This window comes from Streptomyces sp. L7 (assembly GCF_050990935.1).
Classification (GTDB): Bacteria; Actinomycetota; Actinomycetes; order Actinomycetales; family Microbacteriaceae; genus Leifsonia.
Genome location: NZ_CP194644.1, coordinates 3,518,796 through 3,533,427, shown reverse-complemented (window position 1 = coordinate 3,533,427; position 14,632 = coordinate 3,518,796). Strand labels below are relative to the sequence as shown.

12 protein-coding genes and 1 pseudogene are annotated in these 14,632 nt (G+C 72.4%); 8 read left to right on the top strand and 5 right to left on the bottom strand.

The features are described from left to right. Nucleotides 1–55 precede the first annotated feature (55 nt). On the bottom strand, nt 56–610 hold the full coding sequence (locus ACR5MH_RS17915) for an acyltransferase (protein WP_433862005.1): 555 nt from the start codon (nt 608–610) through the stop codon (nt 56–58). Beyond that, nucleotides 607–1,566 (bottom strand): glycosyltransferase, encoded by a 960-nt coding sequence (locus tag ACR5MH_RS17910; RefSeq protein WP_431348422.1) that lies wholly within the window; start codon nt 1,564–1,566, stop codon nt 607–609. Before ACR5MH_RS17910 ends, ACR5MH_RS17915 begins: the two co-directional genes overlap by 4 nt. A gap of 14 nt (nt 1,567–1,580) precedes the next feature. Between ACR5MH_RS17910 and ACR5MH_RS17905 the strand changes: the two are divergent. Together ACR5MH_RS17905 and ACR5MH_RS17900 are read left to right on the top strand one after the other, a co-directional pair. Continuing rightward, nucleotides 1,581–1,955: pseudogene (locus ACR5MH_RS17905) on the top strand (glycosyltransferase family 2 protein); the annotation flags it as partial. Nucleotides 1,956–2,574: 619 nt separating this feature from the next. Further along, nucleotides 2,575–3,297: a polysaccharide deacetylase family protein gene (locus ACR5MH_RS17900; protein ID WP_431348421.1), complete on the top strand. Its 723-nt coding sequence runs from the start codon at nt 2,575–2,577 to the stop codon at nt 3,295–3,297. Here the strand turns inward: ACR5MH_RS17900 and ACR5MH_RS17895 are convergent. Beyond that, nucleotides 3,272–4,294 carry a glycosyltransferase gene (locus ACR5MH_RS17895; RefSeq protein ID WP_431348420.1) on the bottom strand — a complete coding sequence of 341 codons (1,023 nt, stop codon included), beginning with the start codon at nt 4,292–4,294 and terminating at the stop codon, nt 3,272–3,274. The genes ACR5MH_RS17900 and ACR5MH_RS17895 overlap by 26 nt on opposite strands. A 155-nt stretch (nt 4,295–4,449) precedes the next feature. Between ACR5MH_RS17895 and ACR5MH_RS17890 the strand changes: the two genes are divergently transcribed. From ACR5MH_RS17890 to ACR5MH_RS17880, 3 genes are read left to right on the top strand one after another with little or no spacing between them, the layout of a single operon-like run. Continuing rightward, a complete protein-coding gene (locus ACR5MH_RS17890) occupies nt 4,450–5,541 on the top strand; it encodes a polysaccharide pyruvyl transferase family protein (RefSeq protein ID WP_431348419.1) in 1,092 nt (363 codons plus the stop codon). Beyond that, nucleotides 5,538–6,830: a Coenzyme F420 hydrogenase/dehydrogenase, beta subunit C-terminal domain gene (locus ACR5MH_RS17885; protein ID WP_431348418.1), complete on the top strand. Its 1,293-nt coding sequence runs from the start codon at nt 5,538–5,540 to the stop codon at nt 6,828–6,830. The genes ACR5MH_RS17890 and ACR5MH_RS17885 overlap by 4 nt, the downstream gene beginning before the upstream one ends. Next, on the top strand, nt 6,827–8,338 hold the full coding sequence (locus ACR5MH_RS17880; RefSeq protein WP_431348417.1) for a lipopolysaccharide biosynthesis protein: 1,512 nt from the start codon (nt 6,827–6,829) through the stop codon (nt 8,336–8,338). The genes ACR5MH_RS17885 and ACR5MH_RS17880 overlap by 4 nt, the downstream gene beginning before the upstream one ends. Nucleotides 8,339–8,366: 28 nt before the next feature. Here ACR5MH_RS17880 and ACR5MH_RS17875 read toward each other — a convergent pair whose 3' ends face one another. Continuing rightward, complete coding sequence (locus ACR5MH_RS17875; RefSeq protein WP_431348416.1) at nt 8,367–11,012, bottom strand: right-handed parallel beta-helix repeat-containing protein; 2,646 nt, start codon at nt 11,010–11,012, stop codon at nt 8,367–8,369. Nucleotides 11,013–11,241: 229 nt separating this feature from the next. Between ACR5MH_RS17875 and ACR5MH_RS17870 the strand changes: the two genes are divergently transcribed. Both ACR5MH_RS17870 and ACR5MH_RS17865 read left to right on the top strand, forming a co-directional pair. Continuing rightward, nucleotides 11,242–11,835, top strand: a complete 594-nt coding sequence (locus ACR5MH_RS17870) for a hypothetical protein (protein WP_431348415.1) — start codon at nt 11,242–11,244, stop codon at nt 11,833–11,835. A gap of 94 nt (nt 11,836–11,929) precedes the next feature. Next, a complete protein-coding gene (locus tag ACR5MH_RS17865) occupies nt 11,930–12,352 on the top strand; it encodes an adenylyltransferase/cytidyltransferase family protein (RefSeq protein ID WP_431348414.1) in 423 nt (140 codons plus the stop codon). 5 nt (nt 12,353–12,357) lie between these two features. On the opposite strand, the gene pip is transcribed toward ACR5MH_RS17865, so the two are convergent. After that, nucleotides 12,358–13,521 carry a prolyl aminopeptidase gene (pip, locus tag ACR5MH_RS17860; RefSeq protein WP_433862004.1) on the bottom strand — a complete coding sequence of 388 codons (1,164 nt, stop codon included), beginning with the start codon at nt 13,519–13,521 and terminating at the stop codon, nt 12,358–12,360. A gap of 73 nt (nt 13,522–13,594) precedes the next feature. Here pip and ACR5MH_RS17855 point away from each other — a divergent pair, with 73 nt between their 5' ends. Then, on the top strand, nt 13,595–14,575 hold the full coding sequence (locus ACR5MH_RS17855; RefSeq protein WP_431348413.1) for a malate dehydrogenase: 981 nt from the start codon (nt 13,595–13,597) through the stop codon (nt 14,573–14,575). Nucleotides 14,576–14,632 lie beyond the last annotated feature (57 nt).

The window sequence follows — 14,632 nt, the reverse complement described above, 5'->3', positions numbered from 1 at the left end:
CAAATCGCATCAGGGTCGGGTCGCTGTTGCCCTTCCACCTTAATACGAGTATTTCTCAACTGTCACCCCCACAAGCGGGGGTCACTGCCTCAGACCCAGCTCTCGGCGTCGCCCAGCCGGGCGGCGGGGTTTCCCCCACGATCGCACCCGGCTCGACATCCCTGGTCACGACGGAGCCCGCAGCGACCACTGCTCCGTCCCCGAGCGTGACGCCCTTGAGCACCATCGCCCCGGTCCCCACCAGCACGTGACGGCCGATGCGGATCGGGGCCGTGTGCTGCGCGACAGCGCCACCCGGCCGGGTGATCCGGTGGAAGTCGGTGTCGAGCAGCTGCACCGCCCACGAGATCTGGGTCTCCTCGCCGAGCGAGAGTCCGGACTCCACGTTGACGGTGCAGCGCGCTCCGATCGCGCTCCCGCGTGCGAGCGAGAGCGCCGCGCCCTCGCCGACCCAGATCCGGGCGCCCTTGCGGATCGCGCTGCCGCGGGCGAGTTCGTAGCGTCCCGGCCCGGCGAGCCGGACTCCCGACCCGATCCGAGCGCCGGGATGGCCGCGGAGCACCCCGCGAGCCAGTTCTGCGTACCTGCGCAGCCGTCCCCGGATTGTCACGTCGTCCTCCCGACCCGCGCGATCCCCGCGCCGCCCTCCGACGCGGCGACCAGGCGCCGGCCGTCCCTGATCCCGCGCAGCGCCGCGCGCAGCGGCACGACCGGCTTGAGGAACTGCCGGCGGCCGCCCTGGAGCAGGATCTCCCACGCGACCCGCGGCGCGAGAGCCTCCCACCGCTCGACGTCGTCGGGCGCGAGATTCCGTGCCGCGAAGAGCAGGCGGTTGCGGATGTTGTAGTAGTAATACCCTTCGGACTTCGCCGTCGCCGCCGAGGCGGCGCCCTGCTGCTGCGTGCCGCCCTCCGCGTGCACGGCGGTCACCTGCTCCAGGAGCACCAGCGACCCGCCCGCGCGCGTCACCCGCACGGAGAGTTCGACATCCTCCCAGTACAGGAAGTACTCCTCGGCGAAACCGCCGACGAGGCCCCACAGCCGCTCCGACACGGCGAGGCACGCGCCGCTGAGCCACGGCTCCGCCCGGCTCTCCGCCGGCTGCGGCCGCCGGCGCGCGGAGGTCATCCGGCCGTCCACGAGCGAGACATCGGCGCCGGCCGACCAGACCGACCCGTCCGGCCGCAGCACGACCGGGGCCACGAGGGCCATCGGATCCGCTTCGGTCGCCCGCAGCAGGGCGGCCGAAGCCTCCGGCTCGATCCGCGCATCCGGGTTGAGCAGGAGGAAGCGCTGCGCGCCCGCCTCCCGTGCCCGCGCGACCCCGAGGTTCATGCCGCCGCCGAAGCCCGGATTGCCCTCCGGGAGCACGGCGAGCCAGCCCTCGGCGTCGGCGAGCGCGGCGACCCGGCCGCGCTCGGCGGCCGTGCTGAAGCTGTCCACGACCACCACGGTCAGCCACGGAGCACGCCGCGCCAGGGCCAGCAGGTTCTCGGCCAGCAGCTGCGACGACCCGTAGTTCACCACGATGACCGCGGCGGCGGCGGGAGTTGCTGGGTCTGTCATAGACTTCCGCTCTGATGGGAGGGGTGACCATGCGACCGGTCGAGCCGATCACTGCGACGATAGCCGTGCCGACGTTCCATCGTCCAGCGGAGCTGTCCGCCCTCGTGGCGGCGCTGCTGGAGCAGGCCGCGGAGGCCGGAGCCGCCTTCCCCACCCGCATCCTGGTCGTGGACAACGACCCGGCGGGCAGCGGCGCCGCCGTAGTCACGGCGCTGGGCGACGACCGGGTCCGCGCCGTCGTCGAGCCGCACCCGGGCATCTCCGCCGTGCGCAACCGCGCGCTGGACGAAGCCGGTACGCGGCTGCTCGCGTTCATCGACGACGACGAGCTCCCGCACGAGCGGTGGCTGACCGCGCTCCTCGGCACCTGGCTCGAATCCGGCATGCCCGCCGCGGTCTCCGGCCGGGTCGTCGCCGCGTTCGACGGCGAGCTGGACCCGTGGCTGGACGCGGGCAGGTTCTTCGTCCGCCGCAGCATGCCCACCGGCACGCCGATCGACGTCGCCGCGGCCGGCAACCTCCTGCTCGACCTGGACCAGGTCGGCGCCGCCGGCGTGAGGTTCGCCGACGACCTCGGCCTGAGCGGCGGCGAGGACACGCTGTTCAGCCGTCAGCTGCACGCCGCGGGATACCGGATGGTGTGGTGCGACGAATCCGTCATCACCGACCGCGTTCCCCGCGAGCGCATGACGCGCGCGTGGGTCCTGCAGCGCGCCTGGAGCCATGGGAACTCCGCTGCCACGATCCGCATCCGGCTCGCACGGGGCTCGGGGCCGCGCGCCGCCGCCCGCCTCGCCGACCTCGCAGGCGGCTGCGCGCGCATCGTCGGCGGCGCCGCACGCTGGCTCGCCGGAACCCTCGTGCGCTCGCGCCGCCACCAGGCGCGCGGTGCCCGGGCGATCTGGCGCGGAGGCGGCATGATCGCGGGCGCCTCCGGCGTCGTCTACCAGGAGTACGCGCGGCCGCGGACGGCCGCCGCGCCCCGGAAGTCGCCAGGGGAGGCGACGCGTGACGGCACGACAGCTCGCGATCTCGGCCGTTCGGCGATCGCTGTCCTTCCTGGGCTCGGTCGTCTCTGTCGACACCGACGCCGACGAGTTCGTGCTGACCTACGACGACGGCCCCGTCGCGGGGACGACCGACCGGCTCATGGCCCTGCTCGGCGAGGGCCGGGCGACGGCCACGTTCTTCGTGCTCCTCAGCCGGGTGCGGCGCGACCCGGGACTCGCCCGCGCGCTCCTGGAGGCCGGGCACGAGGTCGGTCTGCACGGAGTCGATCACGTCGACCCCGTGACGCTGGCCCCCGACGTGTTCCGTCGCCGCACCGCGGACGGACGCCGCGAACTCGAGGACGTGCTCGGCCGTCCCGTGCGGTGGTACCGGCCGCCCTATGGCCACCTCACCGTGACGGCGTGGCGCTCGGTCGGGTCGGCCGGCCTGACCCCCGTGCTGTGGAGCGCGTCGGCCCGGGACGGCGCCCGCGGGCTCACGCAGCAGCAGCGCATCGACAGCGCGACCGCCGGGCTCACGAGGGGCGCCATCCTGCTGGCTCACGACAACTACGCGTCAGGCGCGGACGGCGTCGACGACGGGCCGGAGCCGGAGGTCGACCGGCTCGGCCTGGCGGCCGCCGTCCTCGACGCGGCCGCAGCGAAAGGGTTGCGGGCGCGCTCGCTGGAGTCCGCGCTCGCGTCGGGACGGCTCGTCAAGCGCGGCGTCTTCGCGCGGTGAGCGCGATCGCCCGCCGATACGCGGCGACGTGCGCGCGCCCGGCATCCGACCAGCCCCGCCGACTGAGGTCGGGACCGTCTGCCGCGCCGGTCGCGCGCACCGCGGCCAGCGCGGCCTCCAGCCCTGCCGCGGTCAGGTCACCGGAGTAGCGCTGCACCCACCGGGCGCCGACTTCCTCGGCCAGCAGGCGGTTGACCGCGTTGTCCGGCACCAGGACCGGGCGATCCAGCGACAGCGCCGCCAGGGCGCCGCCCGAGTTGTGCATCTCGCGGTACGGGAGCACCACCAGCTCGGCCTCGGTGATGGCGGCGACGAGCTCGTCGTCGGTCAGGAAGTGGAAGTGGAAGCTCACGCGCGGGTCACCGGCGGCGGCCTCCCGGAGACGGGCCACCAGTTCGTCCGACGACGGCTGTCCCGACACGGTCAGAGAGGCGTCGGTCGAGCGGAACCCGTCGTGGAAGGCCGCCACCAGTGCCTCGACCCCCTTGTAGCGACGGATGAGTCCCGCGTACGCGAGCCGCCTGGCGACCGGCTCGCGCCGCCGGCACGCCGCGAACCACTCGCGGTAGTCGCCGTGGACGATCGTCTCGACGGCCGATCCCTGCGGCACCGGGGTCAACGGGTTGAGCCGGATCCGCAGCACGGTCGAGCGGTCGATCAGTCGCAGCAGGGCGCGCTCGCGGCGGCTGATGCCCTGCGGCAGGTCCAGGTTGTGCGCGGTCCGGACGATCGGTGTGCGCGTGAGGGCGAGCCGCGCCACGAGGGCGAGGGTGAGGAGCTGCCGGACCGCTTTCTTCAGCGGGCTGTGCCCCGAGACCAAGATCTCCGGCCAATGGACGTGGAAGACGTCGTACCGGCCGAACAGTGCCGCGGCCCAGGTGAAGGTCCGGAGCTCGGCGTCCGGCTGCGCCTCGATCGCCCGTTTGAGCATCACGAGGTAGGGGTTCGTCGTCGGCCGCGGGTCGGGAAAGGACTGTTGCACGACGAGTGGCCGCATCGTCTTCCCCCTCGCGATCGGTGGAACCCATTCTGTCCCGGGACCGGCCGACCGCGCGCCCTCAATTGGGGGCACGCGCCGCGGCGGACAGAGCTAAGCTACATGAGAAAGTCTCACGTAAGTTCTCCGAGCGATCCCGACGATGGAGCACCCACATGCGAACGCTGGTCCTCTGGGCGGACGACGCCTCGCCCAACCTGGGCGTGCGCGCGCTCGGCGCCGGGACCGCGGCCCTGATCCGGCGCGTCGACCCGGACTCCGAGATCGTCTTCCAGAACTACGGCCGACGGGTGCCGCAACTCCCCATCGGCCGCGTCCGCTCGCTCGTCAAGGAGCGCATCACCGGGCGCAGCGGCATGATCGACTGGCTGCGCGGCTTCGATCTGGTCGTGGACACCCGTTCCGGAGACAGCTTCGCCGACATCTACGGCGCCAACCGCCTGATGGTGATGTCCACGGTTGCCGAGTTCGCGAGCCAGGCCGGGGTCCCCGTCGTCCTCGGGCCGCAGACGATCGGTCCGTTCGCCTCGGCGCGGGGGCGCGCGATCGCGCGTCGCAGCCTGCGGCGCGCGGCCCTGGTGCTCGCGCGCGACTCGGCGAGCGCCGCCACCGCGGCGCGGCTCGGCCGACCGGCCGACGCCACCACCACCGACGTCGTGTTCGCGCTCGACCGTCCGGCCGTCGAACAGACGCGCGACGTGGTCGTCAACGTCTCCGGGCTGCTCTGGCACCCCAACCCTCATGTGGATTCGCAGCACTACCGGCGGACCGTCCTCCGGCTGCTCGACGGACTGGCGGCGGCCGGCCGGGAGGTCACCCTCCTGGCGCACGTCCTCGAGTCGGACAACCCCGACTCCGACGTCCGCGCCCTGCACGAGGTCGCGGAGGCGGGCGCTCCGCACAGCGAGCTCGTGATCCCGCGCGACCTCGACGACGTGCGGCGAACGGTCGCGTCGGCCCGCGTCGTGCTCGGCTCGCGGATGCACGCGTGCCTCAACGCCCTCTCGGTCGGCACGCCCGCCATCCCGCTCGCCTACTCGCGCAAGTTCGCGCCGCTGCTCGCGGACCTCGGCTGGACCCGCACGATCGACCTGCGCGCGACTGCCGACCCCGCGGCCGATGCGCTCGCGCTGCTCGACGACAGCGCCCTCGAAGCCGACACGACGCGGCTCGTCACGACGGCGCACGAGCGCCTCGAGACCGCTGTCGCACTGCTTTCGGCGCGAGCCGGACGGCGCGCGGCATGACCGCCACGATGACGCCGGGAAACGGCACGCAGACCCCGCTCCGCGCCGCGGTCGCCCGCGTCGTCGCGTCGGGGGCGTGCAGCGGCTGCGGTGCCTGCACCCTCCTCGACCCTGGCCTGGAGATGCGGCTGGACGAGCGCGGCGACCTGCGCCCGGCTCCGCGCGCGGAGCCGTCCGCCGAAGTCCAGACGCCCGATCCGGCCGTCGTCGATCGCTTCCGTGAGGCGTGCCCGGGAGTCTCGGTGCGCGCGGTGCTCCCGGCCGTCGGTCGCCGCCACCCGACGATGGGACCGTACATCCGGGTCTGGAAGGCCTGGGCCACCGATCCCGAGATCCGGTTCCAGGGCAGCAGCGGAGGCGCGCTCACGGCGATCGCCGCCTGGCTGCTCGAGACGGGCGAGTCGGCACGCATGGTCGGCGCACGAGCCGACGCGAGCGAGCCGCGCCGCACCGTCAGCGTCAGCATCCTCTCGCGGGAGCAGGCGATCGCCGCGGCCGGCTCCCGGTACGCGCCGACGGCGAGCGCGGGACGCCCGGAGGCCCTCCTGCCCGGAACCGTCATGGTCGGCAAGCCGTGCGAGGTCGGCGCGATCCGCGCGCTCACCCGCGATCTCGACGCGACCGCGGAGCGCAGCCCCGTGCTGCTGTCGTTCTTCTGCGCAGGCACCCCGGGCCAGCACGCCACCGACGCCCTCGCGGCCGACCTCGGGGCGCCCGCTTCGGCTCCGCTGCGCGACCTCTGGTACCGCGGGCGCGGGTGGCCCGGCCGCTTCACGATCGAACACCCCGACGGCACGACCGCGGACGCCAGCTACGACGACTCCTGGGGCAGCGCGCTCGGGCCCGCCGTGCAGTGGCGCTGCAAGATCTGCGCCGACGGCGTCGGCGAGAGCGCCGACATCACGGCCGCCGACTTCTGGCGATCCGATGAGAGGGGCTACCCGGTCTTCGCCGAAGGCGCAGGACGCAGCGCGCTCATCGCCCGCACGGAGCGCGGCTACGACATCGTGCTGCGCGCGGTGGAGGCGGGCGTGATCTCCGTCAACCCGATCGAGATCGACGAGCTCGCCTCCGTCCAGCCGTTGCAGACCACCCGCCGGAGCACCCTCGCCGGCCGGCTGCTCGGCGCGCGGCTGGCCGGCGTGCGGGTCCCGCGCTTCCACGGGTTCGGCCTCGTCGCCCTGGCCGTCCCGCGTCTGCGCGAGACGGTGCGGGTGGCACGGGGCAGCTTCCGGCGGGCTCGTGCCCTTCGCGCCGAGCTCGGCCGCCGGGAGGGGACGGGACGATGACACTGCGTTCATCCTCGCGCGGAGCCTCCGGCGGAGATGCGGAGGAGCGCCCGTCGGTCGCCGGGCTGGGCGCGCGCGCCGCACGGGGAGCCGCGGTCACGCTCGGGGCGCAGGGCGGCAAGGTCCTCGTCCAGCTCGCCTCCGTGGTCGTGCTGGCCCGGCTGCTCACTCCGCACGACTACGGACTCATCGCGATGGTCGTCGCCATCATCGGAGTCGGTGAGCTGTTCCGCGACTTCGGTCTCTCGTCGGCCACCATCCAGGCGGAGACGGTGACGCCTGGTCAGCGCAGCAACCTGTTCTGGGTGAACACCGCGATCGGCGCGGCCCTGACCGCGGCCGTATTCGCGGGCTCGGGTTTGATCGCCCTCGGCTTCGGCCAGCCCGACCTCGTCCCGATCGGGCACGCGCTCGCCTTCACCTTCCTGATCAACGGCGTCGGCACGCAGTATCGCGCTGACCTGGTGCGCCGGATGCGGTTCGCCGCGGTCGCCGCCGCCGATGTCACCGCGCCGGCCGTCGCATTCGGCGTCGCGGTGGTCGCCGCGAGCACGGGCTGGGGCTATTGGGCCCTCGTCGTGCAGCAGCTCACCCAGGCCGTGACACTGGTGCTCATGCTGGTGGTCGCCGGTCGTTGGCGGCCCGCGTTGCCGCGCAGGCGGGAGCCGATCGGGCACTTCCTCGCCTTCGGCTGGAACATGCTCGGCTCGCAGCTGATCGCCTACGCGAGCAACAACGTCGACAACATCCTCGTGGGCGTCAGATTCGGTCCGTCGGCGCTCGGCGTGTACAGCCGCGCGTTCCAGTTGCTGATGACGCCGCTGAACCAGGTGCGGATCCCGCTCACGACCGTGGCGCTGCCGATCTTCTCCCGCCTTCAGCATGACCGCGAGCGCTTCGGCGAGTGGCTCTGCCGCGGGCAGCTCGCCCTCGGCTATACGGTTGTCGCCGGCCTGGCGCTCGTCGCGGGCGCGGCCGAACCGCTGACCCGTCTGCTCCTGGGGAACGCCTGGCTGGACGCCGCTCCGATCCTGCGACTGTTCGCCGTGGCGGGCGTGTTCCAGATCCTCGCGTTCGTGGGTTACTGGGCCTATGTCTCGCGCGGGCTGACCGGAACGCTGCTGCGCTACTCGCTCGTGAGCGCCGTCATCAAAGGGGTCTGCATCGTCGTGGGCTCGTTCGGCGGTGTGATGGGGATCGCGATCGCCTACGCGGTCGCGCCCGCCCTGTCGTGGCCGCTCTCGCTCTGGTGGCTCTCGCGCCGGACGCCGGTCCCGACCGCCCGGCTCTACGCCGGGGCAGGGCGCGTGCTCGCCGTCGCGGCAGCGGCCGGGGCGGTCGCCTGGTCGGCCACCGCCGTGCTCGGCTCGACGTCGGCCGTCCTCCAGGTCGTCGCTGCCGTCGTCGGTGCGGTGGCGGTCTACGGTCTGGCCGCTCTGTGCTTCCCGCCCGTCCGCCGGGACGTCCTGGGGGTGATCGCAGCAGTGCGGCTCATCGCCAAGCGATGAGCCGCACTGTCGGTGGGATCGGGACCTGCTAGCCCCAGGCGCCGAGCTGCAGGGAGCCCGCGGGCTTGCCCGTCAGCGCCGCCGCAGCGGCCGGGAACGGCACGCCGAGACTGGAGGTCAGGCCCGTCACGACCGGCAACGGCGTGTAGTCGCTCGCGAGCACGTTCTGACCGTCGAACAGGCGGGACGTCCGGTCCTGCCCGGTCGCGGCCGTGAAGTCCGAGAGCGTCGTGTAGACGGCCGGGTTCCCGGCGCCGCGCGACCAGACGATCAGCCAGTTCGGCGAGCCTGCGCTCGGTCGCTGGTAGACGTTGCCCTGGGTCTGGATGTTCATCTGGGCCGCCGAGTGCCAGTGGCTGTAGTCCTCGACGGCGAGCACGGCGTCGCCGGTGCTCTGGGCCATGATGTTGTTCGCCACCGTGATGTCCTGGGTGATCCAGGTCACCGTCGGGTCCGGCAGAGCCTGGCGGGGGTCGTGACCCGCGACGGACAGGTCGCTCGCACGACGGGTGCCCTGCGCGATGTTGATGTCGCGGGCGTTGCCGGTGAGGGTGTTGTTCCGGATGTCGACGGTCCCGGTGTCGCTCACCAGGATGCCGGCGATGCCGTTCTGGGCGATGACGTTGTTCGCGATGGCGAACTTGGCCGAGATCTCGGCGACGAGACCGTTACCGCTGTTGCCGATGATGTCGCTGTTCGAGATGGACGCGTTGTACACCGACTCGTCGAACCAGAGCGCGTTCCCGTAGTTGCCGAGGAAGTTGCTGCCGGTGACGGTGATGCCCCGCGAGCGGGCCACCTTCAGGCCGCCGGCGACCGGCGCGCGGTTGAAGTGCTCGCTGTTGTTGCCCTGCGCGAGAAGCCCGTTGACCTTGAGCCCGTCGGCGTAGGTCGCCTGCGCGCCCAGCATCCCGTTGCGGGCGACGGTCACGTGGTCGACCGTGGCGTTCAGCCCGCCGATCGCGAGGCCCGTCGTGGCGTTGTCGCTGATCGAGCTGTTCGCAACCGTCACGTTGTTCGCGTAGATCTGGACGGCGCCCATGTCGGGCACCGAGGGCGCGTACCGGCGGATGCCGACGCCCTTGAGCGCGCTGCCGTCGCCCAGGACCACGAATGCCTTGACCGTGTCGCTCGCCCGGACGTCGTGACCGCTCGGGTCGCTGCCCATGACGAGCTGCTTGGCCGCCGTGTCGACGTAGAAGGTCCCGGCCGTCACCGCGGAACGCGAGGCGACCTGCTTGAGGGAGACTCCGTCCACGAAGAGCTGGTCGGGGTGCGCCGCCATCGGGTACGCCGGGTCGACGAACTGCCAGCCGGAAGCCGTGCCGTCGGGTGCGCCGCGGGTGTAGGTCGGGCTGTCGTCGAAGGCGACGTTCCAGCCGCCGGACACCCAGGTGGAGCCCGACTTCGCCCACGAGCCGACCGTGCGGCTGCCGTCGAACCAGACCGCCTCGTGCGGGTAGGCCTGGATGGTCACCTGCTTGCCGCGGGGGATGGTCACGGTCTCGTGGTACGTACCGCCGCGCACCACGATGGTGGAGCCGGACGGGACGCTGTCGACCGCGTGCTGAACGGTCTGCCACGGGGCAGACTCGCTGGAGCGCGCAACGCCGTCGCTGCCGCCCGTCGCCACGAAGTAGGCGCCGGAGGGGACGGGGTAGGCGGTCGTGCCGATCGGAGCGGAGCCGGCGGAAGCCCGGGCCACGCCCTGGTCGATGCCGGCGTCTCCGCTCGGCGCGGTGCCGGACGACGGGGTGGGCGTCGGCGTCGGCGTCGTGCCGGACGTGGGGGTGGCGGTCGGGGTGGGCGTCGACGACGCCGGCGTCGAGGACGCGGGAGCCGTGGTGGCCGGAGCCGACCCCGCAGCCTTCAGCGCGTAGGCCTCGAGGTCGTCGAAGGCGACGGGCTCGATCGCCGACGCGCTGGAGAGGTAGGACCAGGCGGCGATCCGGCCGGCGCCGGTCAAGCGCGCGGAAGCCGAGTCGTCGGCCGTCAGCTGCCAGCCGGGCTGCGCAGCGCCGACCTGCCAGGCGCGGGCCTGGAGGTGCACCGGATCGCGGCCGGTCGCCTGGAACTGGAGCTGCACGGACGCGCCGGCCTTCAGGCCCTTGGCGACCTGGACCTCGCGCCCGACCGTGGTCTGGCTCGCTGTCGAGCCGTTGACGCGGATGATCGAGACGCCGAGCGACCCGCCGGCGCCGACCCGGATGTTGGCCTGGTAGTACGAACTACCGGTCGACCGGACCTGGACACCGGCGTACACGCCGTTGCCCTTCGTCGGGATGGTCGGGATCGCGATCGTCGCGGACGACGTGAGGTCGGCCGCCGAGACGGACGGGAGCGACGCGGTCAGCGAGGCGCCGGGCCTCGGGATCGACATCGTTCCGGCGCCGTTCGCCGTCGAGAAAGCCGAGGCCTTGTTGACGGAGTAGGCGCCTCCGACCTGGGCCGAGCCCCAGCCGCCACTGGTGGTGCGCGAGAAGTCGTCGGAGACGATGTGCGCGCCGGTGCTGTAGCTGGTCGGGGCGGCCATCGCGGCCGCCGTCAGGGCCGGGAGGCCGACGGCGGCGAGAGCCGTCGCTGCGGCTCCGGCGACGCCGGCGATGAGGATGTTTCGTGTCTTACGGGGGGCAGGGGTGTGTGTACCGCCGGAGCGGTGTCGGGCTGATGCCATTGAAGGGGGTTTCCAATGCTGCTCGTCGCGTTCAAAGAGCGAGAAAGTGAGACCAGGCCTTCTGCGCGGGAGTATTGAATGGCAACCTATCAGACGTTGCCTGAGAGCGCACACAGGGCAAGAGAGTCTATCCCCGCCGACGGCAGAAGCACCATCGCGCGCCCACCCCCTTTTCGGGTGCCATGAACCTCGCTCGGCGTGAGCTCGTCGTTTCGGACAGAATGTCTGCATGACGGCACGGACGCGCTTCGACATCCTCGCGATCTGCACCGGGAACATCTGCCGCTCCCCCGCGATGGACCTGCTCCTCGCCCACGAGCTGGCGGTCGCAGACAGCGCGGCCCGGCGGTTCGCCGTGTCCTCCGCCGGCACGCACGCCATGACGGGTTGGCCGGTGAATCCCCCGATGGGCCGGCTGCTGGAAGCGGACGGGATCTCCGTCGACGGTTTCGTCGCCCGGCAGGCCGATCCCGCGATGCTCACCGGCTCCGGGCTCATTCTCACCGCGACGCGCGAGCACCGCGAGTGGGTGGTCCACCGCGCGCCGTCGACCGTGCGCCGCGCGTTCGCCCTTACCGAGTTCGCGGATGCCGTCCGGAACACCGACCCGGCCGCGCACGACCCGGCCGGGTTGGTCGAGTGGGCGGCCGCGCACCGGCCGCCGGCGGGAGTCGTGAGCCACAGCGCGACCCGGCGCGGCTACGCCGAGGGCGACATCCTCGACCCGTACGGCCTCGGCGATGCCGCCTTCGACGCGGCCTTCGCCCAGATCACGGCGGCGACCCGCGTCATCGCGGCCGCCCTCCGCACGACGAAGGGCTGACGAACCGGTCCGGATTGCTTCCGTTCAAGGGGTGACAAATCCTCACCTATTCGCCAGAATAGGTGAGGATACCTCACCCGAAGGAGGCCATCGAGTGACGAGACGCGTCGGCTATGCCGCAGGAGCGTTCGACCTGTTCCACATCGGACACCTCAACATCCTCAAGCACGCCAAGAGCCAGTGCGACTACCTGATCGCCGGCGTGGTCTCCGATGAGATGCTGCGGCTCACCAAGGGCGTCGACCCGGTGATCCCGCTCGCGGAACGGATCGAGATCGTGCGCCACATCGCCTACGTGGACCAGGCGGTCGCCGAGACCGTCCCCGACAAGCTCGACATGTGGCGCGAGCTGCACTTCGACGTGTTCTTCAAGGGCGACGACTGGCGCGGCACCGAGAAGGGCCTCCGGCTCGAGCGGGAGTTCGCCGCGGTCGGCGTGGAGGTCGTGTACTTCCCGTACACGATGACGACCTCCTCCACGCAGCTCCGGAAGGCGCTCGCGGCCCTCGCGGGCTGAGCGGGCTACTCCTCGGTGTCCTGGGGGTCCGTAGGTTCTGCGTCCGCGCGTTCTGCGTCTGCGGCCTCTTCGTCGGCCTCTTCTCCTGCGGCTTCTTCGTCCGCCACGTCTTCGTGCGCGGCCTTTTCGTCCGAGCCCGCTTCGTCCGCGCCCGCTTCGTCCGAGCCCGCTTCGTCCGAGCCCTCGTCGTCCGCGGCTACTCCGGCCGGCTCACCGCCCGCGAAACGATCGGTCGCCTCGATCAGCGCGTCCAGGATCCCCGGTTCGTCGTACGCGTGCCCGGCGTCCGCGATGATGTTCAGCTCCGCCTCCGGCCACGCCCGGTGCAGGTCCCACGCCGTCATCGCCGGCGTGCACACGTCGTAGCGGCCCTGCACGATGACGCCCGGGATGCCCTCCAGCTTGTACGCGTCGCGGATGAGCTGATCCTCCTCGAACCAGCCGCCGTTGACGAAGTAGTGGTTCTCGATGCGCGCGAACGCGACCGCGTACTTCTCCTCGGTGAACGTGGCCACGACCTCCGGCCGCGGCAGCAGCGTGATCGTGGAGGACTCCCAGCGCGACCAGGCGACGGCGGCCGGACCGTGCACGGCCGGGTCCTCGTCGGCGAGCAGCCGGCTGTAGGCGCGGATCAGGTGGCCGCGCTCCTCCACCGGCACCGGCTCCACGAAGCCCTCCCACAGGTCGGGGAACAGCGCCGCGGCGCCGCCCTCGTAGAACCAGTCCAGCTCGGCCGGGCGCAACGTGAAGATGCCGCGCACGATCAGCTCGGTCACCCGCTCGGGATGCGTCTCCGCGTACGCCAGGGCCAGCGCGCTGCCCCACGAGCCGCCGAACACCTGCCAGCGCTCGATCTCCAGGTGCTCGCGCAGCTTCTCAAGGTCGGAGACGAGATTCCAGGTGGTGTTCGCCGACAGGTCGGCGTCCGGGTCGCTCGCGTGCGGGAGGCTGCGGCCGCAGTTGCGCTGGTCGAGCAGGACGATCCGGTACCGCTCGGGATCGAACAGCCGCCGATGGGAGGGCGTGCTGCCGCCGCCGGGGCCGCCGTGCAGGAACACGACCGGCTTGCCCTCGGGGTTCCCGCTGGTCTCCCAGTACACCTGCTGGCCATCGCCGACGTCCAGCATCCCGCTGTCGTACGGCTCGATCTCCGGGTAGAGAGTGCGCATGGTGCGACTGTAGCGGCCCACTGCCTCGCGCCCCTCACGCCGCGCGGCCCGCCGACAGGGCTAGGCTCGCGGCATGAGCACCCCCGTGACCGTCGCCGTCACCGGCGCCGGTGGACAGATCGGCTACGCCCTCCTCTTCCGCATCGCCTCCGGGCAGCTGCTCGGGCACGACGTGCCGGTGCGGCTGCGGCTGCTGGAGATCCCGGCCGGGCTCAGCGCCGCGGAGGGCACGGCGCTGGAGCTGCAGGACGGCGCCTTCCCGCTGCTGCACGGGGTCGACGTCACCGACGACCCGCGCGTCGCCTTCGACGGCGCGAGCGTCGCCCTGCTCGTCGGCGCCCGGCCGCGCACCGCCGGGATGGAGCGCGCCGACCTCCTGGAAGCGAACGGCGGCATCTTCGGACCGCAGGGCGCCGCGCTCAACGACGTGGCGGCCGACGACGTGCGCGTGCTCGTCGTGGGCAACCCCGCCAACACCAACGCGCTCATCGCGAGCGCGCACGCGCCGGACATCCCGGCCGAGCGCTTCACCGCGATGACCCGGCTCGACCACAACCGCGCGGTCGCGCAGCTCGCGGCGAAGCTCGGTGTTCCCGTGCACGCGATCGCGGGCGTCATCGTGTGGGGCAACCACTCGGCCAGCCAGTACCCGGACCTCAGCCACGCGACCGTGAACGGCCGCCCGGCGACGGAGCTCGTGGACGAGGACTGGCTCGCGGACGAGTACATCCCGCGGGTGGCCAAGCGCGGCGCCGAGATCATCGAGGTCCGCGGCTCCTCGTCGGCGGCCTCCGCGGCGAGCGCCGCCATCGACCACGTGCGCGACTGGGTGAACGGCACCGGCGAGCGCTGGACCTCGGCAGCGGTCGTCTCCGACGGCTCCTACGGCGTGCCGGAGGGCCTGATCTCGTCGTTCCCGGTCCGGAGTGTCGCCGGCCGCTGGGAGATCGTCCAGGGCCTGGCGATCGACGCCTTCTCGCGCGAGCGCATCGACGCCTCGGTGGCCGAGCTCGCGGCCGAGCGCGACGCCGTGCGTACCCTCGGCCTCCTCTAGCGAGCTCCCCGGCCGACATTCGTCACGAATGTCGTGATTGCGCACGCCAAACCGCAC

Coding starts and splice junctions, on each gene's coding strand:
- ACR5MH_RS17895 (WP_431348420.1), bottom strand. CDS start 4,294: ATGCGGCCACTCGTCGTGCAACAGTCCTTTCCCGACCCGCGGCCGACG.
- ACR5MH_RS17910 (WP_431348422.1), bottom strand. CDS start 1,566: ATGACAGACCCAGCAACTCCCGCCGCCGCCGCGGTCATCGTGGTGAAC.
- ACR5MH_RS17870 (WP_431348415.1), top strand. CDS start 11,242: ATGACGGCACGGACGCGCTTCGACATCCTCGCGATCTGCACCGGGAAC.
- ACR5MH_RS17885 (WP_431348418.1), top strand. CDS start 5,538: ATGACCGCCACGATGACGCCGGGAAACGGCACGCAGACCCCGCTCCGC.
- pip (WP_433862004.1), bottom strand. CDS start 13,521: ATGCGCACTCTCTACCCGGAGATCGAGCCGTACGACAGCGGGATGCTG.
- ACR5MH_RS17855 (WP_431348413.1), top strand. CDS start 13,595: ATGAGCACCCCCGTGACCGTCGCCGTCACCGGCGCCGGTGGACAGATC.
- ACR5MH_RS17880 (WP_431348417.1), top strand. CDS start 6,827: ATGACACTGCGTTCATCCTCGCGCGGAGCCTCCGGCGGAGATGCGGAG.
- ACR5MH_RS17890 (WP_431348419.1), top strand. CDS start 4,450: ATGCGAACGCTGGTCCTCTGGGCGGACGACGCCTCGCCCAACCTGGGC.
- ACR5MH_RS17875 (WP_431348416.1), bottom strand. CDS start 11,012: ATGGCATCAGCCCGACACCGCTCCGGCGGTACACACACCCCTGCCCCC.